23 protein-coding genes are annotated in these 24,507 nt (G+C 37.5%); 14 read left to right on the top strand and 9 right to left on the bottom strand.

The features are described from left to right. The first annotated feature begins 19 nt into the window (after positions 1-19). The 7 genes from lnt to B6A32_RS06590 all read left to right on the top strand — a co-directional run bounded on the left by lnt (position 20) and on the right by B6A32_RS06590 (position 8,882). Positions 20-1,564: an apolipoprotein N-acyltransferase gene (gene lnt, locus B6A32_RS06620; protein WP_233131337.1), complete on the top strand. Its 1,545-nt coding sequence runs from the start codon at positions 20-22 to the stop codon at positions 1,562-1,564. 355 nt (positions 1,565-1,919) lie between these two features. After that, positions 1,920-3,197, top strand: a complete 1,278-nt coding sequence (locus tag B6A32_RS06615) for an efflux RND transporter periplasmic adaptor subunit (RefSeq protein WP_085302170.1) — start codon at positions 1,920-1,922, stop codon at positions 3,195-3,197. 142 nt (positions 3,198-3,339) lie between these two features. After that, positions 3,340-4,038 carry an ABC transporter ATP-binding protein gene (locus tag B6A32_RS06610; RefSeq protein WP_085302168.1) on the top strand — a complete coding sequence of 233 codons (699 nt, stop codon included), beginning with the start codon at positions 3,340-3,342 and terminating at the stop codon, positions 4,036-4,038. Positions 4,039-4,076: 38 nt separating this feature from the next. Further along, complete coding sequence (locus B6A32_RS06605; protein ID WP_085302166.1) at positions 4,077-5,387, top strand: ABC transporter permease; 1,311 nt, start codon at positions 4,077-4,079, stop codon at positions 5,385-5,387. A 24-nt stretch (positions 5,388-5,411) separates the two neighbouring features. Next, the gene (locus B6A32_RS06600; RefSeq protein ID WP_085302164.1) at positions 5,412-6,626 is read left to right on the top strand and encodes an ABC transporter permease; all 1,215 of its coding nucleotides are present in this window, start codon (positions 5,412-5,414) and stop codon (positions 6,624-6,626) included. Positions 6,627-6,846: 220 nt separating this feature from the next. Further along, positions 6,847-8,514, top strand: coding sequence for an amidohydrolase (locus B6A32_RS06595; RefSeq protein WP_085302382.1), 1,668 nt, complete (start codon positions 6,847-6,849; stop codon positions 8,512-8,514). Beyond that, positions 8,514-8,882 carry a VanZ family protein gene (locus B6A32_RS06590; protein ID WP_085302162.1) on the top strand — a complete coding sequence of 123 codons (369 nt, stop codon included), beginning with the start codon at positions 8,514-8,516 and terminating at the stop codon, positions 8,880-8,882. The genes B6A32_RS06595 and B6A32_RS06590 overlap by 1 nt, the downstream gene beginning before the upstream one ends. Positions 8,883-9,105: 223 nt before the next feature. On the opposite strand, the gene B6A32_RS06585 is transcribed toward B6A32_RS06590, so the two are convergent. Further along, on the bottom strand, positions 9,106-10,065 hold the full coding sequence (locus B6A32_RS06585) for a GGDEF domain-containing protein (RefSeq protein WP_085302160.1): 960 nt from the start codon (positions 10,063-10,065) through the stop codon (positions 9,106-9,108). Between the two features lie 2 nt (positions 10,066-10,067). Beyond that, on the bottom strand, positions 10,068-11,234 hold the full coding sequence (locus B6A32_RS06580; RefSeq protein ID WP_085302158.1) for a response regulator: 1,167 nt from the start codon (positions 11,232-11,234) through the stop codon (positions 10,068-10,070). Positions 11,235-11,453: 219 nt separating this feature from the next. On the opposite strand from B6A32_RS06580, the gene tpx reads away from it, so the two are divergent. Continuing rightward, a complete protein-coding gene (gene tpx, locus B6A32_RS06575) occupies positions 11,454-12,101 on the top strand; it encodes a thiol peroxidase (RefSeq protein ID WP_085302156.1) in 648 nt (215 codons plus the stop codon). Positions 12,102-12,508: 407 nt separating this feature from the next. Next, positions 12,509-12,976: an Hsp20 family protein gene (locus B6A32_RS06570; RefSeq protein WP_085302154.1), complete on the top strand. Its 468-nt coding sequence runs from the start codon at positions 12,509-12,511 to the stop codon at positions 12,974-12,976. Between the two features lie 121 nt (positions 12,977-13,097). Here the strand turns inward: B6A32_RS06570 and B6A32_RS06565 are convergent, their stop codons facing one another. From B6A32_RS06565 to B6A32_RS06550, 4 genes are all read right to left on the bottom strand, one after another. Continuing rightward, positions 13,098-14,435 (bottom strand): amidohydrolase, encoded by a 1,338-nt coding sequence (locus B6A32_RS06565; protein WP_085302152.1) that lies wholly within the window; start codon positions 14,433-14,435, stop codon positions 13,098-13,100. Between the two features lie 417 nt (positions 14,436-14,852). Beyond that, positions 14,853-15,236 carry an MGMT family protein gene (locus B6A32_RS06560; protein ID WP_085302150.1) on the bottom strand — a complete coding sequence of 128 codons (384 nt, stop codon included), beginning with the start codon at positions 15,234-15,236 and terminating at the stop codon, positions 14,853-14,855. Positions 15,237-15,238: 2 nt separating this feature from the next. Beyond that, positions 15,239-15,904, bottom strand: coding sequence for an SDR family oxidoreductase (locus B6A32_RS06555; protein WP_085302148.1), 666 nt, complete (start codon positions 15,902-15,904; stop codon positions 15,239-15,241). Positions 15,905-16,007: 103 nt separating this feature from the next. Beyond that, complete coding sequence (locus tag B6A32_RS06550; protein ID WP_085302146.1) at positions 16,008-16,496, bottom strand: HvfA family oxazolone/thioamide-modified RiPP metallophore; 489 nt, start codon at positions 16,494-16,496, stop codon at positions 16,008-16,010. A 402-nt stretch (positions 16,497-16,898) separates the two neighbouring features. Between B6A32_RS06550 and B6A32_RS06545 the strand changes: the two genes are divergently transcribed. The 5 genes from B6A32_RS06545 (at position 16,899) to B6A32_RS06525 (ending at position 22,136) form a co-directional block, all read left to right on the top strand. Continuing rightward, positions 16,899-18,821, top strand: a complete 1,923-nt coding sequence (locus B6A32_RS06545; protein ID WP_085302144.1) for an alpha/beta hydrolase family protein — start codon at positions 16,899-16,901, stop codon at positions 18,819-18,821. Between the two features lie 352 nt (positions 18,822-19,173). After that, on the top strand, positions 19,174-20,139 hold the full coding sequence (locus tag B6A32_RS06540) for a tRNA-dihydrouridine synthase (protein ID WP_085302142.1): 966 nt from the start codon (positions 19,174-19,176) through the stop codon (positions 20,137-20,139). Positions 20,140-20,286: 147 nt separating this feature from the next. Continuing rightward, positions 20,287-21,264, top strand: a complete 978-nt coding sequence (locus tag B6A32_RS06535; RefSeq protein WP_085302140.1) for a methylenetetrahydrofolate reductase — start codon at positions 20,287-20,289, stop codon at positions 21,262-21,264. A gap of 295 nt (positions 21,265-21,559) precedes the next feature. Beyond that, on the top strand, positions 21,560-21,802 hold the full coding sequence (locus tag B6A32_RS06530) for a hypothetical protein (RefSeq protein ID WP_085302138.1): 243 nt from the start codon (positions 21,560-21,562) through the stop codon (positions 21,800-21,802). Positions 21,803-21,932: 130 nt separating this feature from the next. After that, complete coding sequence (locus B6A32_RS06525) at positions 21,933-22,136, top strand: hypothetical protein (RefSeq protein WP_085302136.1); 204 nt, start codon at positions 21,933-21,935, stop codon at positions 22,134-22,136. Positions 22,137-22,212: 76 nt separating this feature from the next. On the opposite strand, the gene B6A32_RS06520 is transcribed toward B6A32_RS06525, so the two are convergent. The 3 genes from B6A32_RS06520 to B6A32_RS06510 form a co-directional block, all read right to left on the bottom strand. Continuing rightward, positions 22,213-22,602, bottom strand: a complete 390-nt coding sequence (locus B6A32_RS06520; protein WP_085302134.1) for an acyl-CoA thioesterase — start codon at positions 22,600-22,602, stop codon at positions 22,213-22,215. A 65-nt stretch (positions 22,603-22,667) separates the two neighbouring features. Further along, positions 22,668-23,738: a ketoacyl-ACP synthase III gene (locus B6A32_RS06515; RefSeq protein ID WP_085302132.1), complete on the bottom strand. Its 1,071-nt coding sequence runs from the start codon at positions 23,736-23,738 to the stop codon at positions 22,668-22,670. 141 nt (positions 23,739-23,879) lie between these two features. After that, positions 23,880-24,488: a DsbA family protein gene (locus B6A32_RS06510; RefSeq protein WP_085302130.1), complete on the bottom strand. Its 609-nt coding sequence runs from the start codon at positions 24,486-24,488 to the stop codon at positions 23,880-23,882. Positions 24,489-24,507: the final 19 nt, after the last annotated feature.

Raw genomic sequence — 24,507 nt, 5'->3', positions numbered from 1 at the left:
GACTAGATTCTTTAAATCAATGATTAGCAACATCACTGCTAAAGAAAATATACTCAGCTTCTTTTTGGGTTTAGCGCTAGTATTCTGCTACGCGCCTTTTTCTTACTACTGGCTTGTAGCAATAGTATTACCTGCATGGTTATACACAGTTCAAGGGAAATCAGCTAAAGCTGCGGCTAAACAGGGCTTTATTTTTGCTTTTGGTTGGTTTTCAGCGGGTATAAGTTGGGTGCATGTTAGTATTGATCAGTTTGGCGGTTTACCCCTACCTGTTTCAATATTACTCATGGTCTTACTATGCTTATATTTGGCTTTGTTTCTTGCCCTTGCTTGCTACTTAGCCGCACGTTTTTCTGCTCAAAACAAACTTAACCTCTGGCTTTTATTACCCTTTTGGTTATTAAGCGAATTTTTACGCGGTGTATTACTTACTGGCTTTCCTTGGCTCACTTTAGGTTACAGCCAGATTGACGGCCCGTTAGCCGTATTTGCGCCAGTAATCGGTGAGAAAGGCATCAGTGCGTTGGTCATTATCATTTGTATTGCCATTGTTGCTGTTATTAAACAATACAATCGCAAGCTAAACCTCGCCATACTTGGCTCAATTGCCGCATTCAGTTTATTGCTTCAAAATATCTTATGGGTTAGCCCAACAGGCCAAACCGCAAACACAGTAATGGTACAAGGTAATATCAAACAAGAGCTAAAATGGGCGCCAGAGTTAACTCAGCCTACTATGCTTAAGTATTTAGAGCTGACTCAACAACATTACCCTGCAGATATTGTTATTTGGCCCGAATCCGCCATTACAGCGGTAGAGCCAAGTAATCAAGCTCAAGACTTTTTAGCAGTAGCAGAAAGTTCAGCACTACTTAATAATAGCGCGATAATTTCTGGCATTATTGACTACAACATTAATAGCAAAAACTATTACAACAACTTAATTGTACTAGGTAAAAAGTTTGCCGAAGATAAACAAGGCAGTTATCAATATAATAATGAAAATCGTTATGCTAAACACCACTTATTGCCCATAGGTGAGTTCGTGCCTTTTGCCGATTTGTTAAGACCATTAGCGCCATTTTTCAATCTGCCAATGTCGTCGTTTAGTCGTGGTGATTATGTTCAAGAGAATTTAATCGCTAATGGCTTGCATTTACTGCCATTAATTTGTTTTGAGGTGGCCTTTGCCGAGCAATTAAGCGCTAACTTTACTGAGCAAACTGATTTACTGCTAACGGTAAGTAACGATGCTTGGTTTGGCGACTCACACGGTCCGCATCAACACTTAGATATTGTTAGAATGCGTGCCTTAGAATTTGGTCGACCATTTTTGCGCGCTACCAATAACGGTATTACCGCTGTTATTGATCACCAAGGCAATATCGTTAAACAAATACCACAATTTGAACAAGCGGTACTTAAAGCACAAGTGTCTTTAGTTACAGGCTTTACTCCATATGCCCGTTATACTCGCATAATTGACTTTGCCATTCCTCTGTCACTACTCTTGTTAATCGCATTCCGCCAATGGCGACATAAGTTAAGTGCTAAAATAAACTAAAAAATTAAGCCGTTATCTACGGCATATTAATTTCAAAACTGTAAAGTTTTTTAATTTATACCTTGGGTTTTTAGTTTTTGGCTTTTAATTTCAGCTTAATTGCTAACGCATAGCTTCTAAACATAATAAAACTTACTACAGTAACAATCGATAAAGCTTCTCCATAGCTTTTGAGCGTCTAGCAACCGTTAATTATTTAATTTTTAGAACACTGCCTCCTTCCTATAATAAAAATTATTTTCATTACTTTTAAACCTTTTCTCTACTACCTGCGACTTAGTAATTATCAGTGCACTTTAGCAAATGGCTTTGCTTTAGGTTTAAGCACTGATTTTATATTCGGGGGGAATAAATCATGTCGATTAAAGACACCAGTGCACAAGATATACAAATAATAAAAAACACACCGACCAAAAAACGTTGGCTAACTATAATATTAGCCACAATTATTATTGCGAGTATTATCTGGCAAGTAGCACCTTCAGCATCGCGTTGGAGCAAAGCAGAACAATCAATCGCGTTAGATCGCGTGCGAATTGCCACCATATCGCAAGGCGAATTTATTCGTGATATTTCGGTGTTAGGTCGCGTTGTAGCAGCGGTCAGTCCTACCGTTTATAGTCCCGCAGATGGCACGATTACTTTACTGATAGAAGCAGGTAACGAGGTTGAACAAGGGCAAATTATCGCTAAACTTGAAAGCCCTGAATTAAATAGTCGTTTATTTCAGCAACAAACAACCTTAGAGAGTTTGCAATCAAGCTTTGATCGTCAAAAAATTCAAGCAAAAAAGCAACGATTGATTGATCAAAAAGCGGTTGATTTAGCCAATGTAAAGCTCATTACAGCTAATAGAGAAAAGCGCAGAGCTGATTTAGGTTATAGCAAAAGTGCCATTAGCCAAATTGACTTTGAAAAAGCCCAAGATGAGTTAGAGCAAGCCAATTTACAACATAAACATGCAGTTCAAGATGCCGCTCTTAATATCGAAAGTTCAGACTTCGACAGTCACTCTTTACAGTTAGACATTAGGCGTCAAGACTTGTTAGTTCAAGAGTTACAGCGCCAAGTTAATGGTCTAAATATCGCTTCACCTGTTAACGGCATCGTCGGTAATTTAAGTGCTAACAACAAAACCTTTTTGAGTAAAAACCAAGCGATTTTAACCATAGTCGATTTATCTCAGTTTGAAGTTGAGATTGATATCCCTGAAAGCTACGCAGACGATCTCGCTATTGGTATGGAAGTAAATATTCAATTTGAACAACAGCCCTTTCGTGCTCGTCTAGTAACAATTTCCCCCGAAATACTGAATAACCAGGTTACTGGACGAGTACGCTTTACAAACGAAATACCCAAAAAGCTTCGACAAAACCAACGTTTAAATACCCAAATAATTTTAGAGTACAAAGAAAATGTTTTACAAGTACAACGAGGACAATTCTTAGAAAGCAGTGGTGGCCGATTCGCTTATAAAGTGAGTAATGGTTTAGCTGAAAAAACGCCAATAACCACAGGCGCACGCAGTTTAAGTCATGTAGAAGTTTTACAAGGCTTACAACTAGGTGACCAAATTATTATCTCTGGCACAGATACCTTCAATGCCGCCAATCAAGTTTTACTAAGTGAATAGCGTGGTAGCTAAAACGTTAATCATTTAGGGAAGCCTAAATCAATTATTTTGCTATTAACCGATAACACCTGTACTTAGGTTTTATTAATAAATGCAGACCAAACAAGCAGGTAACTGCTCATTATAGATAAGGGAATTCAACATGTTAGTTATGAAAAATATAAATAAAATATTCCAAACCGCTGATATTCAAACCCATGCATTACGCGACTTTTGTTTACAAGTTAACGAAGGAGATTTTGTCAGTGTTACTGGCCCTTCAGGCTCAGGTAAAACCACCTTTTTAAATATTGCGGGTTTGCTTGAAACCTACAGCAATGGTGAGTTTTTATTGGATGGCGAAGACGTTGGCACACTTAATGATAATGGTCGTTCAAGAATGCGAAATGAAAAAATAGGTTTTATTTTCCAAGGTTTTAACTTGATCCCAGATCTTAACCTTTATGACAATGTCGACGTACCGCTGCGTTATCGTGGATTTAATAGCGCCGAACGAAAACGTAGAATTGAAGAAAACCTTGAGCGCGTTGGACTAGCTTCTCGTATGAAACACTTACCCAGTCAATTATCTGGTGGACAACAACAACGTGTTGCGATTGCCCGAGCGTTAGCTACTAGCCCACGCTTTCTCTTAGCCGATGAACCTACCGGAAACCTTGATTCTGAAATGGCCAAAGGTGTGCTTACTTTACTCGAAGAAATTAACCAACAAGGCACAACAATTATCATGGTAACTCATGATGCAGAATTAGCGCTTCGGGCAAAGCGCACCATTCAAGTTAAAGATGGCAGAGTCAGCGAGTTAGATGTTGTCGCTAATATTCATCAAGCTAGCGCGTAAATAATTCAAGCGTTTTAAGCCCAAACAAGGACAACACTATGTTTAGTTATTATTTACGACTCGCTTGGATAAGTATTACTCGTCATTGGGGTCTTAGCCTATTAATGATTTGCGCGATTGGTTTAGGTATTGGCACCGCTATGACCACTGTGACTGTAAATTACTTAATGTCAGCAAACCCTATTCCCGAAAAAAGTCAGCAATTATATTATGTGCAACTTGATAGCTGGGATGTAAACGACCCATTTGACGACGGTTTAAATCCGCCTGATCAGCTAACTTATACCGACTCAAGTAATTTAATGCGTGCTAAAAAAGCCTTTCGACAAAATGTGCAAGCACAAGCATTTGGTGTGATTGAGCCAGCAGATCCTGAAATGTTGCCACTCATTGTTAATGGCAGAGCTAATTCCGCTGACTTTTTTACTATGTTTAATGTGCCATTTATTTATGGCGGTGGTTGGTCGAATCAAAGCGATGAGAGTAAAGAGTTTGTCGTGGTATTGAGTAAAGAAACCAACGACAAGCTGTTTGGCGGCAAAAACTCGGTTGGTCAGTCGATTAAGCTTGAAGGAAATATGTTTCGGATCGTTGGGGTGATTGATCATTGGCAACCCAAGCCAAGGTTTTATGATATTACCACTGGCGCGTTTAACGAATCTGAAGATATATTTGTGCCTTTTCACCTAATTGCAGATGAGAAAATATCCCGTTCTGGCAACACCAATTGTTGGAAACCTACTGGAGATGGCTTTAAAGCATTCCTCGCTTCTGAATGTATTTGGACACAGTTTTGGGTTGAGTTAAAAACTCAGCAAGACAAAGAGGATTATTTACAGTTTCTCAATGCTTATGTACAAGAGCAGCAACAGTTTGGCCGCTTTCAACGCCCGATTGACAACCGTTTAAGCAACGTTATGCAGTGGTTAGAATCTCAAGAAGTTGTTGCTGATGATGCTCAAATGATGATGGCAATGTCTTTTATGTTCTTATTGGTTTGTTTACTTAACACCGTAGGGTTATTACTGGCTAAATTCTTAGGAAAAGCGCCTGAAATTGGCTTACGACAAGCGTTAGGAGCCAGTAAAAAAACACTTTTTAGCCAATATATAATCGAGTCAGCTTGCATTGGTATATTGGGCGGCATACTAGGTTTAATACTCGCTTATCTAGGTTTGAAAGGCGTTGAAGGCTTATATGGCGATTACATGAAAGACTTAGCAACCTTAGACATTAACATGGCAATACTCGCGGTAACACTTGCCCTTTTATCCACCATACTCGCTGGCTTATATCCAACGTGGCGTGCTTGTAATATTCAACCCGCGCAACAACTTAAAAGCCAATAAGCTTTAAGGAAAAAGGAAATTATTATGTTAGAAACTGGACTAATACTAAGAGCTTTAGCGCGTAATAAAATAGGCGCGCTACTTATTGCTCTACAAATAGCCTTAACTATGGCTATTATGGTTAATGCTATTTTTATGATCCAAGACCGCCAGCAACAAATGCAACGTGAAAGTGGTATTGACGAAGCCAACACTTTCTATTTAACCAATACTATTTTCGGGCAAAACTATAATATTCAAGCCCACTTACAAACAGATTTACACATGATCCGTAACACACCTGGGGTTATAGATGCAGTTCAAATTAATGCCGTGCCTTTAAGTAGTAGCGGTTGGTCAATGGCATTGCAGCATGAATCAGGCGAAGATAAAGATGCTGTTGGCTCGGCCATTTATATGGTAGATGATCACGGCATTAACGCCTTAGGTCTAACGCTTATTGCAGGTAATAACTTTAAACAAGGCGATGTAGAAATACGTAAAGACGGACAGTCAACTTGGCCAGCTAAAACGATTATTACTCAAGCTTTTGCTGAAAATTTGTATCCTGATAACTGGCAATCAGCGATTGGCAAAACTGTGTATATATCTCAAACACAACCGATGCAAATTATCGGTATTGTAAAAACACTTCAAGCCCCTTGGAATGGCTGGGATGGTGTAGAGCGCAGTATGCTTGTGCCCTTTCAACGGGAGTCTAAAGGCAGTTATTACTTTATTCGCACCGAAGCAGGACGACGTGACGAGTTAATGCCGATTATAGAAAAAGCGCTAGCACAAAGTGATAAAGAACGCATAATTCGCCGAGTAACAACCACAGAAGATACCCGTAATCGCAGTTATCAACAACATAATGCTACCAATAAAATATTAACCACTGTCGTTGTAACTTTAACCTTAATTACAGGGTTTGGTATTGTTGGTTTAGCTATTTTTAGTATTAATCGACGCACTAAACAAATTGGCACACGACGTGCTCTAGGTGCGACAAAAGGTCAAATAATGCGTTACTTTATGATGGAAAATTTTATTATTTCTACCTTTGGTAATATTATTGGCTGTATAGGCGCTATTGGGCTAAATATGTGGTTGGTCAATACCTTTAATTTATCTCCTATTGGTATTGAATTGATAGCTTTTGGTGTAATTGCCTTATTTATTGTTGGGCAAATAGCCGTGCTTTATCCTGCGCGTAAGGCGGCATTGATAGCGCCAGCAACGGCAACTCGCACGATTTAAAGCATGAGTTAATCATATAAGTTAATACACTTTTTAATACGCTATAAGCACCAGAAAAAGAACATAAATAACGTGATAAAAATTGCTTCAAACGATACGTTTAAATAGCGGACCTTAGTGTCTGCTATTTTGTTTTATATACTTATAAATAGTGTGTCAAAAATAAATATAAATTAATTTATTCATGCTAGTATTTGGCAACTTAAGTATTCAAGGAAGTATGATGAAGCCTCTATCAAGTGCTGTAAAAACCGTGTTATTACTAGCAACAATGTCGCCAACATTAGTTGTTGCGCAAACGACATTAATCACTAATATTCAAGGATATACTCTTAACGGAAAAAGCCTTGAACGTTTTAGCGCGATTGCTTTTACTGATGATAAGATTGATAAAATATATTCTTCAGAAGAACAATTACCCAACGCAAAAAACATCACAGTGATAGACGGCAAAGGTAAAACCCTGATCCCAGGCTTAATTGATTCTCATGGCCATATATTAAGCTACGGCTTAAGTTTATTGCAAGCCGACCTAGTTAATACTACCTCAGCTCAAGATGCAGTTAATAAAACGCTTAACTATGCTAAAAATAATACTCAGTTAACCTGGATTCAAGGCCGAGGTTGGAACCAAACCCAATGGCCAAGTAACGCTTTTCCTACCGCAGCAAGTTTAGATAAATATTTTCCTGATCAACCTGTTTGGCTTGCACGTGTTGACGGCCATGCAGGTTGGGCTAACTCTAAAGCCATGGCATTGGCGGGAATCACTAAAGACACTCTATCACCTGATGGCGGTGAAATTATTAAAGATAAAAACGGTATGCCAACCGGTGTTTTTATCGATAACGCCATGGACTTGATCAATCAAAGCATCGCCCCTTTAACCGTTCAAGAACAAAAACAAGTATTAGTTAAAGCAATGGACTCTCTTGCCAGTTTTGGCCTAACCAGCGTGCATGACGCCGGCATTGATACCGATAACCTCAATGCATTTAAAGCCTTAAGCCAAGAAAATGCCATGAGCATTCGCGTTAATGCCATGTTGTATTTACCATCGCCTAATTGGCAACAAACATTAGATAACGGACAATATCGTAGTAAAGACGATATGTTCACTTTCAATAGTGTAAAAATTCAAGCCGATGGCGCATTAGGGAGTCGTGGCGCGGCTTTAATTGAAGATTACTCAGACCATGCGGGCCATAAAGGTTTATTACTTAATACCCCAAAAGCGTTTGAAAATTTAGTGGATACCTCCATGCGTTTAGGCTTTCAAGTGAATAGTCACGCCATTGGTGATAACGCCAATAAACTTGTGCTGGATACTTACGAAAAATATATTAAAGCCACTAAAACTAAAGATTTGCGCCACAGAGTTGAGCATGCTCAAGTGTTGCGTATTGAAGATATACCAAGGTTTTCCGAGTTAGATGTTATTGCGGCCATGCAAGCCACCCACGCTACTAGCGATAAAAACATGGCACAAGAAAGACTTGGGCCAACAAGAATATTAGGTGCATATGCTTGGAGAAAACTATTAAATGCCAACGCAATTATTGCCGCAGGCTCAGATTTTCCGGTTGAATCGCCTAACCCATTTTTTGGTCTACACGCCTCAATTACTCGTCAAGATCATACAAATAGTCCACAAGGTGGCTGGTTTGCGGATGAAAAAATGACGCCTTTGGAAGCTTTCAGGAGCTTTACGATAGATGCCGCTTATTCTGGTCATCAAGAAAATATTATTGGTAGTTTAGCGAAAGGAAAAAAAGCTGACTTTATTTTATTAGACCGCAACATTTTCACCATGCCAGAACAAGATATTTGGCAAGTAACCGTAGATAAAACATGGGTAGATGGCAAATTGGTTTATAAGAAAAAGTAATGCTAACGTTTCTAATAAACATTAATAAGCAATATTGGCGAGCACTTACGTTATTAGTGCTTGCACTTATAACGCTTGGCTCTCTGTTCCCTGTAGAACATTTACCCGCAGCACCTGGCAGTGACAAAACACATCACCTCATTGGTTACTGCGCTTTAATGTTGCCTGTTGCCATACGTCGACCAAAATATTGGTTAGCTTTTGCGTTATTTTTTATTGCTTGGAGTGGCTTAATTGAAGTAATTCAACCTTACGTTAATCGCTACGGTGAATGGTTAGATATGCTCGCTAATGCTTGTGGTGTTTTAATAGCGATTTTTATAAGCCAAATATTACGTTATTTAGCAGTCAGGTATAATACCAATTGAAATAAATAATTGATCATTTTAAGGCGATTTAAATCGTCAAAAACTTATTACATTTGGTATAAAATTTAAAATATATTGTATTTCAAACCTCAATGCCACTAAAGCTCATTCTAATTCAATGAGTTAGTGGTTGCGCATATTTTTATTAAATAGGTAGTCTTAACACCACTGTTAAGTTTTAGTGGCTAGGTTATTTGAAAATTAAAACGCTCAGTGTTTTGTATTAATCTTGATAAACAGTAACTCTATTTCGGCCATTATTTTTTGATTCATATAGCGCTTTATCAGTATTTTCAAGCCACTGCGATACAGACTCTAAAGCTGGTAGTACCTCAGCAATACCAATACTTATGGTGTACTTAATTTCAATATCATTATAAATAAAAACGGAAGATTCAACCGTTTTACGCAAACGTTCAGTAAATATCATCGCATCACTTGATGAAGTGCCCGATAAAAAAATAACAAACTCTTCACCACCGTAGCGCCCAGTAATATCGGTTTCACGTACTTGTTCACTAATAATTTGTGCTAAATGTTTAAGCACATAATCGCCAACAGTATGACCATATTTATCGTTCACCATTTTAAAATTATCTATGTCGAGCATTACTAACGTGCTTGTTTGTCTGTGTCGCACATAACGTTTAAACTCTGTTTCGATACATTTTTGCCAATAATTACGGTTAAATAAACAAGTTAAACCATCAACTTGACTCAATAAAGCAAGGTCAGCATTCACTTTTTCTAATTCTTTTTTATGGGTTGCATTATCCGTTACATCATAAACCAACAAGCATAAATGAGTAACTTCACCTGTTGACGAAATTAGTGGAATAAACGTTGTGTTTTGATACATGAACTCTGCAGTGCCAGTGATTGGTCGATAATTGTTAAATTTAAAAACGTATGGACGTTGTTCCCAAATAGTAAAAGCTTTATTTTTCAATAAAAATACTGATTCAGCTTTACGCCGAAACCAGTCTTCAGGAATCTCTTCAAAAAGATCAAAAACAGATTTACCTTTAACATTTCGTGGTAATAATCCGCTATGGTTTTCCATAAAACCATTCCAAATTTGAATGGTGTAATCGCGATCAATTACCACTAAGCCTACTTCAATGTTATGAAGCATCTCCATCATCCAATGTAACTCATTTAATTGTTCTACTTGGCCTGACATTTTTAATCCAATAAATAAGCAATTTTATTATTAAATGTTGCGACTGACGCTTCAGTAAAAAGCAGCAGTAAGTCACATTTAATGGCGTAATTTTCAATACCATAACTTATTTCAATGGCGAGCGTTTTCTTCCATTTTTCAGTGTTAGTATCGATGAGTTCTGAAATTTTTCTATGTTGGCCTAATACCACTGGGTGGCCTTGGCTAAATGACATATCTAATTGCGACGAAATCCCATTTAAACAGGCACCGATAAGAATATTAGCCATGTCCATAAGTAGTTCTAATTCAACTGTCTTATCAAAAGTGTTATTTGGTGAATCATTAAATGAATCTTCGTACTTCATTAATGAGGCAATATCTTTAAAGCTTGAGTCATTAAGAATAAGTAAAGCTTCACCTGAAATACCCGCGCCTATAAAGCCTTGGCAAATACCCGAAGTGGTATCTTTATCCTCAACATCGCTCAGTGCCATAATAAGCTCGCTAACTTCGATAAAGTTAACATTTGGAATAGGAAGTACCACAAAAACACCTAACAAACGTGCTAATAAATCTCCTGCTTGCCCCATAGCTACATTTGCTATCTCCTGATAACAATCAATTAACTTACTATTTATTAATGGTGCAGAAGACTCGCGATGTTGTGATGACTCGCTTGTTGAACTAACCGCTACTTTTGGATTTGTAACTTCAGCGATATTTATTTCTTTAGCACTTCGCTGCGTTGCGTTATTCAAGGATAGTTCATCTACTTCTTGAGCTACTTCTTGAGCTACTTCTTGAGTTAAAATGTCATTTTTACTACAAATGCCATAAGATTGAAGAACCGAAGCAAGTTTATCTTTATCGATAGGTTTTTTGATAAATGCTAATGCGCCTAAAGCGGTAACTCTTTTATAAGCTTCAGGTTGAATATCACCCGATATAACAATAGTTAAAGTCGGTAGGTCTTCTTTGACTATTGCTTCTAGTACTTGATAACCGTCCATTACTGGCATATTCAAATCAAGTAATAATATATCCCCTTTACCTTCTTTAATGGCCGATATAGCTTCAACACCATGAGTGGCAAAAGTTATGTCGACATCCCAGCCTATTGGCAGAGAACGTGCAACTTGCTTGCGCGCTACAGTAGAGTCGTCACAAATCAATAATGAAGTTGTCATAACGGAAAAACCCAAGATTGCTAAAGAAAAAAACAAAAAACTACGCGTAAGCCCTTTTGAGTAAAGAATTGAGGGAAAATTAGTCACTCAATAATCCATTTCAGCTCGCACCACTACTTTAAACCATAGTTGGATATTAAAAATAAAACACGATTAATTCGCATTTTTTCCATCACATAGGTAAGCTTGATTTCTATTTTACCCTAAGTTAATAATCGAATGATGAAAATTTTAACATTACCAACAATTGCCTTACTCAGCTCCGTATTTGCATTTTCAGCTGCTGCCGAAACATCTCATGTGGAATTAACTGAAACAACAAATTTAGTGATGGCAGGTAATAAGTACGTAACTTTGTTGGGCAACCAAATAAAAGTGGGTGATAAAGCTCCTGACTTTAAAGTCGTCACCGAGTCATTTTCGCCAGTAACATTAAGTGAATTCAAGGGCAAGTCAGTATTGATCTCTGTGGTGCCTAGTTTAGATACTGGTGTCTGTTCAATACAAACCAAACGTTTTAATGACGAAGTAGAAAACTTACCAAAAGATGTTGTAATGCTAACCATAAGCAATGATCTACCTTTTGCACAAAAGCGTTTTTGCAAAACAGAGAAGGTAGATCATATCAGGGTTTTGTCTGACTCAGTTTGGCGTGATTTTGGTCATAACTATGGCTTACTGATTAAAGATATGGGGCTGCTAACCCGTGCCATTATTATTATTGATACCGAAGGTAAATTAGCCTACAAAGAATTAGTCGCGAATATTTCTCAACACCCAGATTATGAAACTGCACTCACTAAATTAAAATCCATAAGCCAAGCTGTTAAGCCAGCTGAACTTACAACAAACGCAAATTCAGAGTAGCAATTTTTTAAGAATAAAATAGTAAGGGTCGTCATAATTTGCCATTCCCTTACTATGACTTCTCTTAACCGCTATTATAACGTCTTAATATTATTTAAAAATAATAGTAAAAAAACAATCCAACTTATCTATTAAGTATCAATAACTTAATGCAAGCCCGTTTATTTTAAAATAATTTTATTTAAAAAATAATCAAACTTACTCTTGAAATAATATTCATTAATCCCATCTTTAATAATGTAGTCGCCGATAGGGTCTACATTAACCGCCTGTTCAATATTGAAAGGCACAATTAAACTCTGAAAGATTAAATTTCAGGTGTATTAATCCGCAGCATTAGCTGGTTTTAGCATCCGAAAAAAATTGACAGAGACAACATATTGCTAAACTTAGATAGGATATGAATTATGCGTACAACTACAGATTTCAGCCCACTTTACCGCTCATTTATCGGATTCGATCACTTAGCTGGTTTAATCGACAAAGCATCAAGAGCAGACAAACAATCTTCTTACCCTCCGTATAACGTTGAGTTACTTGCAGAAGATCAATACCGCATTACTATGGCGATAGCCGGCTTTGCAGAGCAAGAGCTTGATATTGAATCCAAACAAAACACGCTAGTGGTTACCGGAACAAAAACGGGAAACACCAGTAATGCTGAACGCAAGTTTCTTCATCAAGGTATTGCCGATAGAAGCTTTGAACGTAAGTTTCAATTAGGTGACCACGTTAAAGTTATCGGTGCATTTATCGAGCATGGCTTATTACATATAGATTTAGAAAGAGAAATACCAGAAGCGTTAAAGCCAAGAAAAATTGCGATTAACGGTAAAAGTTTATTACAACAAGGCCAGGTAATAGATAAAAGTTAATTTTTGATTTACAAGATTTCTCCCTATTTTGCCCAGTTTTTGACTGGGCTTTTTTATGTAAAAACAACAGTAACAACTTGATGTTACTGTTATTACTGTTGTTACCAAGCTTTATCAGTGACTACTTTGCCATAACATCAAGCAATGCGTGTACTGTTGCCTCAACGCCCGACTTAATTGCAGGCTCTGGGGTTATTTTAAATTGTGGACTGTGATGACTTGGCACAGGCGCGCCACCGTTAGCCGCACGTTCAAAATCTGCTTTTGGCGTACCACCGACTTTAAAGTACACACTCGGGATATAAGGCTCTGTGGTAAAGAAACCAAAATCTTCTGCTCCCATACCCGTTTCAGCAGGTTCGAGCAATGCATCAGCGCCCATTTTCTCAGTCAGTACTCCCTTTAAGCGCTTAGCTAGCTTTTGATCATTAAAGGTTGGCGGAAAAGCGAATTCACTCACCACCACTTCTGGCAACTTATCTTCAGGCATACCTGCAGTTCGTGCTGTGCCGATAGCGATTCGTTTAATTGCACTAAGCAGTTGTTCACGCACTTCAGGCGTTAAGCTACGCACAGTTAACTGTAACTTAGCTTCATCAGAAATAATATTATGCTTAGTGCCGGCATGAAACGCCCCAACCGTTATTACACCAGCGTATCGAGGTGCTAATTCACGGCTAATAATGGTTTGCAGGTTGTTAACAATTTGCGCCCCAATAACGATAGGGTCTTTACCTTGATGCGGTGAAGCACCATGAGCACCAATACCGTGCACAGTAATATCAACCGTATCTGCGCCCGCGTAAGGTGAGCCTTCATCAACAATAACTTTACCCGCCTCTGAGTTGGCACTTACATGAAATGCAAAAGCGTAATCAGGCTGGCCAAAACGTTGCCATAAATTGTCTGCCATCATTGCAGAAGCTCCTGGACCTTTTTCTTCCGCTGGTTGTCCTATTAACATTAACGTGCCTGACCATTTATCTTTATTTTCAGCCATGTAGCGCGCCGTTCCTACTAAACTCGTAATATGAACATCATGACCACAGGCATGCATAACGCCAACTAATTCATTGTTCCAATCTTTCATCTTCACGGTTGAAGCATTAGCTAAACCTGATTGCTCTACAACAGGCAAGCCGTCCATATCAGCCCTTACCATCACCATTGGACCGGCGCCATTTTTCAACATGGCGACAATCCCTGTGCCACCAACCCCTTGTGTTACTTCGTATCCTACTGCACTTAACTCTTGAGCCAAACGTTTTGCTGTTTTAGTTTCCATTAATGACAGCTCAGGATTACGGTGGAAATGATCCCATAATGGGGCTAAATGCTGTTGGTAATCTTTGGCAATAGCGTCTGTCGTATTTTGCTCAAATGCCAGCACATTACCGGTCGTAAAAGCCGAGACACTAAGCGCTGATGAAATCAAAAAGGATAGTAATTTACGGTTCATGTTTAGCTCCAAATAAAGTCAAAGGGTAATCAAAGTAGCGATATATTCTAAAAAAATAGCAGTATACATTTGATTGTAAATGAAATTTAAACGTTGATCCCTTGGGGATCATCACGAAAAAAATAGATTAACTTACTCTACCTAGGCTAATAGCTAATGTCTTCTAATTTCGTTAAACAACAAATACGGCAAGCTAACTGACCTGTTTTCATACTTTCTCAGATTAAGGTTAAATCAAAAAACGCCTATAACTAGCCCAAATAGCACACGAACAAATCCTCGCCACATTGGTTAGCTATAAGCCTATTAGAACGGTAATTCTGCATTTAATGAATATCTTTTAATAACCTTGCTCACTTCTTGATTTATGAACCTCGGGTATATGATTTTTTTAACTACAAATATCGCTTAATTAACTTACGTATCTAGCGTAAATAGTAACTCGGCTAAATCAGGCACCCATTGAAAGGTTTTTAAATGCACACGAGCGCCGAGAACCACCACTTGCTCATCTTGTAATAAGTTACGTTGTCGATCAAAATGATCACTCCCTGGTGCAAAAGAAATTTTACCTTGTGAATTAATCACTCTATACCAAGGCACCTCACGCCCACGCCAACCGTTCTTGGGAACTGCGCCCAGTGCTTTACCAACCAAACGTGCACGTCCAGGCAAACCAGCTAAATCAGCAATTTGTCCATAACTAGCCACTTTTCCAAGGGGAATTGCCTGAACGGTTTGCCATATTTTTATATGATTAGCATTAAAAAGCTTTGTTGCGTTAGCTGCACTCTTAGTCAATATTACCAAGGTAAAACACTGCCATTTGAGTGTTTAAACACCCCGCTTTGATCTTGAGTAAGTTGATTAATTAACCCCACCAATTTTTTAGCAGAATCACTTGCACTTATGTCGCCACCATAATTCACCATTTCGGTTTGTACATAACCGGGGTGATAAATGCCAACAGCAATTTTTTTACTTGCAAGATCATGACTCAACGACATAGCGGCTGCATTTAATGCTGCCTTCGACATTCTATAGCCGTAACGCCCACCTGAGGTATTATCACTAATAGAGCCCATTCTAGAAGTAATAAGTGCAACCTTTGCCCCTTCATTTAAATTTGCTTGTAAGGTAGCAACAACCCTTAACGGTGCTAAGGCATTAATTTCAAACTGTTCGCGAATAGTATCTACGTTTAGCTGAGATAAGCTTTCATCTCTTAAAATACCGGCATTGCACACAAGTACGTCAATATCAACATTACTTAATGCTGCAACCATATTTTCAACCCCAATATCGCTGGCTACGTCAATGCCTTCAATAACATTTACATTAAGCTCTTCTAAGTCGGTTGACGAGTTACGACATAAGGCAAAAACCTTATCTCCTTGTGCTTTAAAGTGCATACACATAGCGAGGCCTATTCCTCGATTAGCGCCGGTGATCACAACATTATTGCTCATTTTATACTTCCTTAAGATTATGGATTTACCTACTATTAAAACTAAAAAACCACTTCGAATGAAGTGGTTTTTATTATTTTACTAAGCTTATTTAGTGATGAGCTTATTCGCCACACTTGCCTTCTTTTGCGCCTTTAGCTTTACCTTCACCGCATTTACCTTCGCCGCACTTACCTTTGGCTTTAGCTTTCATTTTACTTTCGCCACATTTGCCTTCGCCACATTTACCTTTGGCTTTAGCTTTCATTTTACTTTCGCCACATTTACCTTCACCGCACTTACCTTTGGCTGCGTCTTTCATTTTGCTTTCGCCACATTTGCCTTCGCCACACTTACCTTTGGCTGCGCCTTTCATTTTGCTTTCGCCACATTTGCCTTCGCCGCACTTACCTTTGGCTGCGTCTTTCATTTTGCTTTCGCCACATTTGCCTTCACCACATTTACCTTTTTCGTGGTCATCGGCAGAAACAATAGTCATTACATCTTGCACTGCAAATGGGTTTGTTTCAGCTTTAGCTGGCATCGTTGCTGCTACAGTTAACGCAAATATACCTAATAAAGCTGCTATTGATGATTTTTTAATTAATTTCATACTGTATTCCTTTTATATTATTTTATTGGTTTAACACTACATAAATAAGTATAGCTAATTACACAGACCATACACGACGAAAATAAATTTCAATTTTTTAACACTTTACTCTGTTTTTTTTATATTTATACGGAGTTTCTTTACATAAAGTTACATGTTCAATTTTATTCAGGTTAACTTTATCTTCATAGAACCACAAGTAATAAAAGGTGCTGACCTTACACTACATAAGCGCTAAAAATATGCTAAGGAAATATTTACTCGTATTTCCTTAGCATATTCCATCAAATTTTATCTATTGAAAATTACCCAATTATTTGCTGAAAGAACAATAACTTGTTAACCTATTTTTAACATAGGAATGATCAGTACAACATAATAAATAAAAACAGGGATTTTAAAATGAAAGCTATCTTTTTACCCATAGTGTTATGCCTAACAATGGCTGCTGCACACGCACAAGGTTGGGAACACTTATTTCAACGAGCAAAGTATCAAGATGTAAAAATATCGCCTGATGGCAAACACTTAGCTGTTGCCATGGACTCTGATGGCAAACGGGCGCTCATATTTATTTCACGCAGTACAATGAAAATGGTGGGTGCTTCTAAATTACCTGGTAAAAATGAAGTAGGCACTTATCATTGGGCAAATAACGAACGCGTAGTATTTAAAATATTTCAACGTGAGCCTTGGCAGGAAGAGCTTAGTTACTATGGCGAATTATTTGCTGTAAATATTGATGGCAGCAGCGCCGAGTTAATTTATGGGTATCGTAATGTTGATAATACCCTTGGCACTCGCACTAAAAAGAAGAAGCAAATAAAGGGCTGGGCAAATATCGTTGATATGCTGCCAGATGATGAAAAGAACATTCTAATTAGCTCTACTCCGTGGGGAAGTAATTTTGCCGGTTTATATAAACTCAACATTTATAATGGTCGTTCGAAAAAACAAGTTATAGGAACTCCTGTTGCCAATGCAAAATTCGTCACGAATGCACAAGGCGATGCAAAGCTAGTTACAGGGATTAACAAACAAAATGAAATTGAAGTTCATATTCGTAAAGGTGATGAGTGGCATGAATTAGCCTCTGAAAAATTTGGTAATAATTTTTATCCATTAACATTTGATGAGTCTGGTGAAAACTTATTTGTTGTAGATAATTTTCAGCAAGATAAGTCAGGACTTTTTAAGTTAAATTTAAGCGATGGTAATATGAGCGCTATTTTTACCCCCGGTGGCGTTGATGTCAGTCAGGTAAAAGTAACCTCTGATGAAAAAAATGTTTACGCCGTTGCTTCAGAAGATGGATTTCCAACTTATCACCTAATCAATAATGAATTAAAAGAAGCACAAGTATTCAAGCAGCTAGTCGCTTCATTTCCAGATCAAAGAATTGATATTACTAGTCGTACGGAAAAAGGTGATGTTTATATTGTGCGTGTATCTTCAGATATTGAAGCAGGTCAGTTTTATATCTTTGATTTAGCCAATAATAAACTTTCTGGCTTGTTTAAGTTTTATCCAAATGTATCGCCGCAGCAACTCGCTTACACTGACCCGATTGAATTTATGTCATCTGACGGTTTTAAAATAAGAGGTTACTTTACTCAAGCAAAAACAAAATCAGCTGACACAATAGCGCCTCTAGTAGTTTTAGTTCACGGTGGGCCGCATTCTAAAGATGATTGGGAGTATTCCGATGAAGTGCAATATTTAGCCTTAAATGGTTATTCGGTTTTACAAGTTAATTTTCGTGGCTCTACAGGCTATGGCGCAAAATTTTATCATGCTGGCTTTAAACACTGGGGAGATACTATTCAGCAAGACATCTTTGAGGCTTATCAATGGGCCATTAGTGCTGGACTCGCGAACAAAGATAAGGCTTGTATCATGGGTGGGAGCTTTGGCGCATATTCAGCATTACAAAGTGCCATTAAATATCCTAATACTTATCGCTGTGCCATTGGTTATGCCGGTGTATATGACTTACCCTTAATGTTTGATGAAGGTAATATTAAAAAACTTTATCGAGGTAAGGCTTATTTAGAAGATACTTTAGGTACCGACCCTGCAATCCACAGAGAAATGTCTCCTGTGTATAACGTTAGTCGTATCGAAATCCCTATATTTATAGCTCATGGCGAACAAGATGAACAAGTACCCTTTGAACATTCAGTAAGATTAAAATCTGCTTTAGATGATGCAAATAAACCTTACACTTGGCACAAGTTTCGTCGTGAAAGTCATGGCTTTTTTGACCCTGAAAACCATGCAGAATACATGAAAAACGTCGTTAACTTTTTAAATAAAAATATTTAACACAAATACCTATCTACAAATACCTATCTACAGCTAAAAATAAGAAGATAAAATAAGTACTCTTCTTATTTTTAGTTGTTATCATACCCGCTACAGCTTTTATAAATAATTGATTTCGAGTAGCTGATAACTTGTTGCTAATGACTAATAGTCGACCCTTGACTCCAACATTATTTTCACCTTATCTCACTCTTGAATGACCACATGAAGATATTCAGCAAATTAGCATTAAATGTTAATCGCTACTATCACCGTTTTCCTAGTCACTATTTATAAAAACATTACGATTAACTTTTAAAGTTATTGCACATAATTTCCAATCAACTATCAGAAACACGACAACCGTTAACTTATGCCTAGCTCAGATCATTCTCACGTAAAAAAAATTATCCTCGCACCTATGGAAGGCGTAGCCGACGAGTTAATGCGACATTTATTAACATCTTTAAATAATTATGACTTTTGTATTACCGAGTTTGTTCGTGTGGTCGATTCATTAGTACCTAAGCATGTTTTTAGAAAAATTTGTCCCGAATTAGACTACGGCTGCAAAACAAAAAGTGGCACACCTTTAAGAATGCAATTACTCGGGCAAGAACCAGATTGGATGGCTGAAAATGCCGTTAGAGCACTTTCATTGGGCTCGCATGGTATCGATGTAAACTTTGGTTGCCCCGCTAAAGCAGTTAATAAAAGTAAAGGTGGCGCAGTATTATTGAATGAGCCTGAAAAAATTCATCAAATAATGACGAAGATAAGAGACGCAATTGGCAATAGCCCTACGTTATCAGCGAAAATAAGACTTGGTTTTACTGATGCTTCTAAATTAGATGAAATTGTTAGTGCAGTGCAATCAGCAAATGTTGACCAATTAACCATTCATGCCCGCACTAAACAAGATGGTTACCGCCCTCCTGCTTATTGGCACTTTATTGCAGATATTAGAAAAAAATACGATATAGAAATATTTGCTAATGGCGAAGTTTGGAATAAAACAGATGCCGATAATTGCATCAGACAAAGCCAAACCCCAAACCTAATGTTAGGCAGAGGCGCATTAGCGTTACCAAACTTAGCTAATGTTATTAAATTTAATGAAGATCCTATGGCATGGTCTGAACTAAGTAACTTATTAAAACGCTATAGTGAATTAGAGCTGCAAGGTGATAAAAGTTTCTATTTTTCAAGCCGTTTAAAGCAGTGGTTGCGGTATTTAAAACTATGTTATCCGCAAGCAAATAATTTATTTAATGCGATAAAACTGTTAAAAAATAAAGAAGATATTCTCGAACAGATAGATCGTGTGTCGTCGATATAAACCTTATTAACTTCATTAATCCCCTTATGAGAAAATGCTATAAATTTAAGAAAATAATTATTAGTGTAGCGAAGATTTTTATTATCTAACAAGGTAGTATTAATAGCCTAAAAGACAATTTATTCTCCCTATATAAGAAGCAACGCAGTGAAAAACGGTTCAGAGTTAAGAGCACGATATAACGACATTAATCGAGGTGTGTACTTTATTGGTACTACACCACCCAAAAATGATACCCCGATAGATCAAGTTTCTACCATAGCGGATAAATTACTCGAACGTGTTAACGATATCGACTTTGACGGTTTAATTGTTTACGACATTCAAAATGAAGATTCTCGTACTTCAAAGCCACGCCCTTTTCCATTCAAGTCAACACATGATCCAAGACTTTACTCTTCTCTACTGCAACAGAAGTCAAACCGACCGGTGATCACTTATAAAAGTGTTGTGCAATCGAACGGAGATGATTTTAATCAATGGGCAAATGAGGCCTGGCAAGAGTATGGTATTCGCGACATTGTGCTGGTTGGTAGCCCTTCGCGACAAAATAATATTAGCTTACCTTTAACTAAAGCGTATGAAACTTTAGTGGCGAATGAAAATGATTTTTTTATTGGCGGTATAACCATTGCCGAGCGTCATGCCAATAAAGGTAATGAACACGCTAAGCTAATTGAAAAACACCAGCAAGGCTGTAATTTTTTTATCTCGCAAGCCATTTATAATCCGCAAGCAACCATTGATATGCTAACGCGCTACGCTATTGAGTGTCAGCAACAAGGTTTAAAACCTCAACGAATAATTTTAACATTTTCACCTTGTGGCAGTAAGAAAACCTTAGAGTTTATTGAATGGTTAGGTGTTAGCGTACCTGAAGCAACAAGTTTACGTATTTTAAATGCAGAGCGCCCATTGTATGAATCTATAAGAATTTGCAGTAATACTTTAGTGCAAATATTAGACGCAGTATTACCCTACAAATTACCTTTAGGGCTAAATATTGAAAGTTTAACCAATCGAAAAGAAGAAATTGATGGTTCAATCTTACTTTATAAACTATTGCGTTCAACTATGGATAATTATTTAGCTAAACAGGAGCTCAATGGTCTCTTTAATGATTAATATTTCATTACTTATTAGCTATTGGCAATCTATAACATCATAGCTAATACCAATTGACTTAATGAATCGATCAATTTTAAACGAGGATAAATTTTCAGTAGCAAGGCGCTTGATTGATTCTTAGAGCAATAGCAGGCTATTGGGATTGAAAGCAACGTAGATACTGGATATTTAAACCGCTTTAGAATGATCGATTGTTTATATCAATTTGTATAATAAGTTAATTACCGCTTTTTTATGTATAGATACGCTATGCTTAAATTATGTGTTTTAATATTTTGAAAGGAGTTTATTTATGTCTGGCACAGCAATGGTTGTTGCAATTGTTTTTATATCTGTTGGTTTTGGCGTCATGTTCGACATGTACAAAAAACATTTAGAGTTTAAAGAAAAAACATTAAATAATAACAGCCAAACTAAAGAACAAGCTATCGCTATGATGAAACAAGTTCAAACACTTGAAGAGCGTATGCAAGTACTTGAAAAAATTGTTACTGATGAAGGCTATGACGTAAAAAAAGAGATTAATAAACTATAAAAGAGCAGCGGTAAGCTGTCAGTTTTAAGCTTTCAGACAAAACAAAAACAATAGCAAGCTCTCAACTAAATTCTATCTTTAAACTGATAGCTTAAAGCTTCAAACTTAAGGTAAAAGCACAAGCATTAATATGAAATTAATAATGAAAACTGAGTTTGATAACCTTAGAAAAAATCCACTTCATGGCTATGAAAGTGACAAAAATGGTGAAAAGCAAACAGTAAAAATATATCGCGATTCGCAGCTTATCGCTAAAAAAATAACCTTAAAAAAATCAATTCGCTATTTTGCTATCACCGGCTATACAGAATTTATAATCGAACTTCCTGAGTAACAACCACACACCTTAGCACTTGATCAAGATCCATATTTATCGAAAAATATCTTGTGCTAAGGGTTATGCGAATAAACTATTCTGCAAATGGATCCGTTAATGAAGCTAAGGTTTTTCCATGTGGAATAGGCTCTTTAGTAATAGGGTCAACTTGTACAAAAACAATATCATCAGCTAAACAAATCGTTTTTTTAGTGACTTTGTTGCGCATCATGCATGTAATGGTAATTGAAGTTTTACCTACTGATTTAGTTGATAAACCGAATTCAACTACATCACCTTGTTGAGCAGGAGATTCAAAATTAATCGCCCCAATATGCTTAGTAACTAGGCAATTGGTTTCAAGTTGACAAATAGCATAGATCGCCGCTTCTTCGTCTATCCACTCTAATGCTCTGCCACCAAATAATGAGTTGGCATAATTTAAATCATTTGGCAAAATTAGTCGACGCGATAAAAAGCGCATAAAGATCCTTATATAAAGAGATTAACCGACACACCAAAGTATCGGCAGATTAATGAAATACTTGTTTATTGTGACTTTGAAGCAATAATGTCTTGAACTAATTCTAAGCCAGACTTATTACATTCAGGTAAGTCGATATCTGTTGTAGCTAGGGCATGTGCTCTGTCACCCCATTTTACAACATGTGCGCTCCAAGTTAGACCGCCACCAAAGGCAGGAAGAAGCACATAAGATTGCTTCGCAATAAAGCCTTCTTCAATTGCTTCTACAAAGGCAACCAAAGTTGTAGCGGCAGACATGTTGCCGTATTTATGAATATTAACAAACACCTTATCTTTATCCACTTTTAAGCGTTTTACTAAGGTGTCTATTATACGTAAGTTTGCTTGATGAGGTACAACACTCGAAATTTGCTCTGCGTTTAACTGTGCTTGTGATATAGCCTTCTCACAAGCTTGTGCCATACCTGCAACTGCTTTCTTAAATATTTCTTGCCCTAAGAATGCCCAGTTAGATTGCCCAAGTACTCGGCCTTTGTTGGCATACTTCATACCCCAACCTTCTACCGATAAAATATCACGAGACTCACCGTAACACCCTAAAGCTTGGGTAATAACACCGGTTTCTTCAGTAGTTTCTTCTAAGTACAGTGCCGCAGCACCGTCACCAAATAATACCGCAACGTCACGATTATTCCAGTCCATAATCGGTGAAATAGTTTCAGCGCCGATAATCAGTGCAGATTTTACCACGCCACTTTTGATCATCGATGTGGCGACACTTAAACTATACATACCGCCTGTACATGCTGTACTTACATCCATACACGCGGCATTTTCAGCGCCTAATAAACGCTGTACATTAGAGGCTGCATTAGGACAAAGCTGGTCAAAGGTTGTACTACCAAATACGATTAAATCTACATCTTCAGCTGTTTTACCCGCAGCTGCTAATGCACGAGCACAGGCAACATACGCTAATTCGCTTACAGTAACATGAGAAATTCTTCGCTCTTTCATGCCAGTTCTAGAGGTGATCCACTCATCATCTGTTTCCAGAAAAGTGGCTAAATCATCGTTGCTAAGAATAGCGGGTGGTAAGCACTTGCCCCAACCAGTAATTGCTGCGTATGTCATAGTTAACCTTATTTATTTTTGCTTTTACGTAAACAAGTAAAAACAATCTATTTTTATAGCCGTATGATACTACAAAAATATTCTTTTTTAGAGCAGTTTTACTGACTATACCTTCTATATTTAGTGCAGATACTGCATTTGCTAAACCTCAGAAGATATTAACTCAAAGGTGTTGCGCCAATTTTTATAATCAATAGGGATAGGAATGTGGCGGTTACCTTTAATTAACACTAAGGAAGGGAAGCCATTAATAGGCAGCTGTCGCATTTTGGCAATCTCTATTTTTAACAAGTCATCAATACCTTGACTGTTTATTTGCTGTAAAAACTCATCGCCATCTAAGCCAATACTAATAGCGAGTTCGTGCAATGTGTCGATATCAGAAGGATTTTTTGCTTGTAAATAATAAGCTTGTTGAATGGCCGAGAGCATTTCTTGCTCTTTACCACTAGCTCTTGCAATTAATGCGGCACGACATGCTGGATAAGTAGAACGTCTTGGCTGGCATTTTGTCCAAAAATCAAAATTAAATTGGCTACCGAGTTGCTGAGCAATATTTTGCCAAGTTTGTTGTAAAAATTGTTGCATTGCTGCCGGCATAGGTTCATTACTATCAGGCGCTAATCCGCCTAGTCCATACATAATCTCAATATGCAATGGTAGCGAATCTTTTAACTTAATCCAGATTGGTGCATATCCCCAACACCAACTACACATGGGATCATAAATATAAACTAGAGTTGAATTCATTTTTACTTCTTCCACTTTC

Origin of the sequence: Colwellia polaris (genome assembly GCF_002104515.1) — a bacterium.
In the GTDB taxonomy this organism is placed as follows: domain Bacteria; phylum Pseudomonadota; class Gammaproteobacteria; order Enterobacterales; family Alteromonadaceae; genus Cognaticolwellia; species Cognaticolwellia polaris.
The sequence above is the reverse complement of the archived record's forward strand: the minus strand, read 5'-3'. Positions and strand labels throughout refer to the sequence as shown.

Excerpts from the sequence above, each read along its gene's own strand:
- lnt (WP_233131337.1), top strand. The coding sequence starts at position 20 with ATGATTAGCAACATCACTGCTAAAGAAAATATACTCAGCTTCTTTTTG.
- B6A32_RS06615 (WP_085302170.1), top strand. The coding sequence starts at position 1,920 with ATGTCGATTAAAGACACCAGTGCACAAGATATACAAATAATAAAAAAC.
- B6A32_RS06610 (WP_085302168.1), top strand. The coding sequence starts at position 3,340 with ATGTTAGTTATGAAAAATATAAATAAAATATTCCAAACCGCTGATATT.
- B6A32_RS06605 (WP_085302166.1), top strand. The coding sequence starts at position 4,077 with ATGTTTAGTTATTATTTACGACTCGCTTGGATAAGTATTACTCGTCAT.
- B6A32_RS06600 (WP_085302164.1), top strand. The coding sequence starts at position 5,412 with ATGTTAGAAACTGGACTAATACTAAGAGCTTTAGCGCGTAATAAAATA.
- B6A32_RS06595 (WP_085302382.1), top strand. The coding sequence starts at position 6,847 with ATGATGAAGCCTCTATCAAGTGCTGTAAAAACCGTGTTATTACTAGCA.
- B6A32_RS06590 (WP_085302162.1), top strand. The coding sequence starts at position 8,514 with ATGCTAACGTTTCTAATAAACATTAATAAGCAATATTGGCGAGCACTT.
- B6A32_RS06585 (WP_085302160.1), bottom strand. The coding sequence starts at position 10,065 with ATGTCAGGCCAAGTAGAACAATTAAATGAGTTACATTGGATGATGGAG.
- B6A32_RS06580 (WP_085302158.1), bottom strand. The coding sequence starts at position 11,234 with ATGACAACTTCATTATTGATTTGTGACGACTCTACTGTAGCGCGCAAG.
- tpx (WP_085302156.1), top strand. The coding sequence starts at position 11,454 with ATGATGAAAATTTTAACATTACCAACAATTGCCTTACTCAGCTCCGTA.
- B6A32_RS06570 (WP_085302154.1), top strand. The coding sequence starts at position 12,509 with ATGCGTACAACTACAGATTTCAGCCCACTTTACCGCTCATTTATCGGA.
- B6A32_RS06565 (WP_085302152.1), bottom strand. The coding sequence starts at position 14,435 with ATGAACCGTAAATTACTATCCTTTTTGATTTCATCAGCGCTTAGTGTC.
- B6A32_RS06555 (WP_085302148.1), bottom strand. The coding sequence starts at position 15,904 with ATGAGCAATAATGTTGTGATCACCGGCGCTAATCGAGGAATAGGCCTC.
- B6A32_RS06550 (WP_085302146.1), bottom strand. The coding sequence starts at position 16,496 with ATGAAATTAATTAAAAAATCATCAATAGCAGCTTTATTAGGTATATTT.
- B6A32_RS06545 (WP_085302144.1), top strand. The coding sequence starts at position 16,899 with ATGAAAGCTATCTTTTTACCCATAGTGTTATGCCTAACAATGGCTGCT.
- B6A32_RS06540 (WP_085302142.1), top strand. The coding sequence starts at position 19,174 with ATGCCTAGCTCAGATCATTCTCACGTAAAAAAAATTATCCTCGCACCT.
- B6A32_RS06530 (WP_085302138.1), top strand. The coding sequence starts at position 21,560 with ATGTCTGGCACAGCAATGGTTGTTGCAATTGTTTTTATATCTGTTGGT.
- B6A32_RS06525 (WP_085302136.1), top strand. The coding sequence starts at position 21,933 with ATGAAATTAATAATGAAAACTGAGTTTGATAACCTTAGAAAAAATCCA.
- B6A32_RS06520 (WP_085302134.1), bottom strand. The coding sequence starts at position 22,602 with ATGCGCTTTTTATCGCGTCGACTAATTTTGCCAAATGATTTAAATTAT.
- B6A32_RS06515 (WP_085302132.1), bottom strand. The coding sequence starts at position 23,738 with ATGACATACGCAGCAATTACTGGTTGGGGCAAGTGCTTACCACCCGCT.
- B6A32_RS06510 (WP_085302130.1), bottom strand. The coding sequence starts at position 24,488 with ATGAATTCAACTCTAGTTTATATTTATGATCCCATGTGTAGTTGGTGT.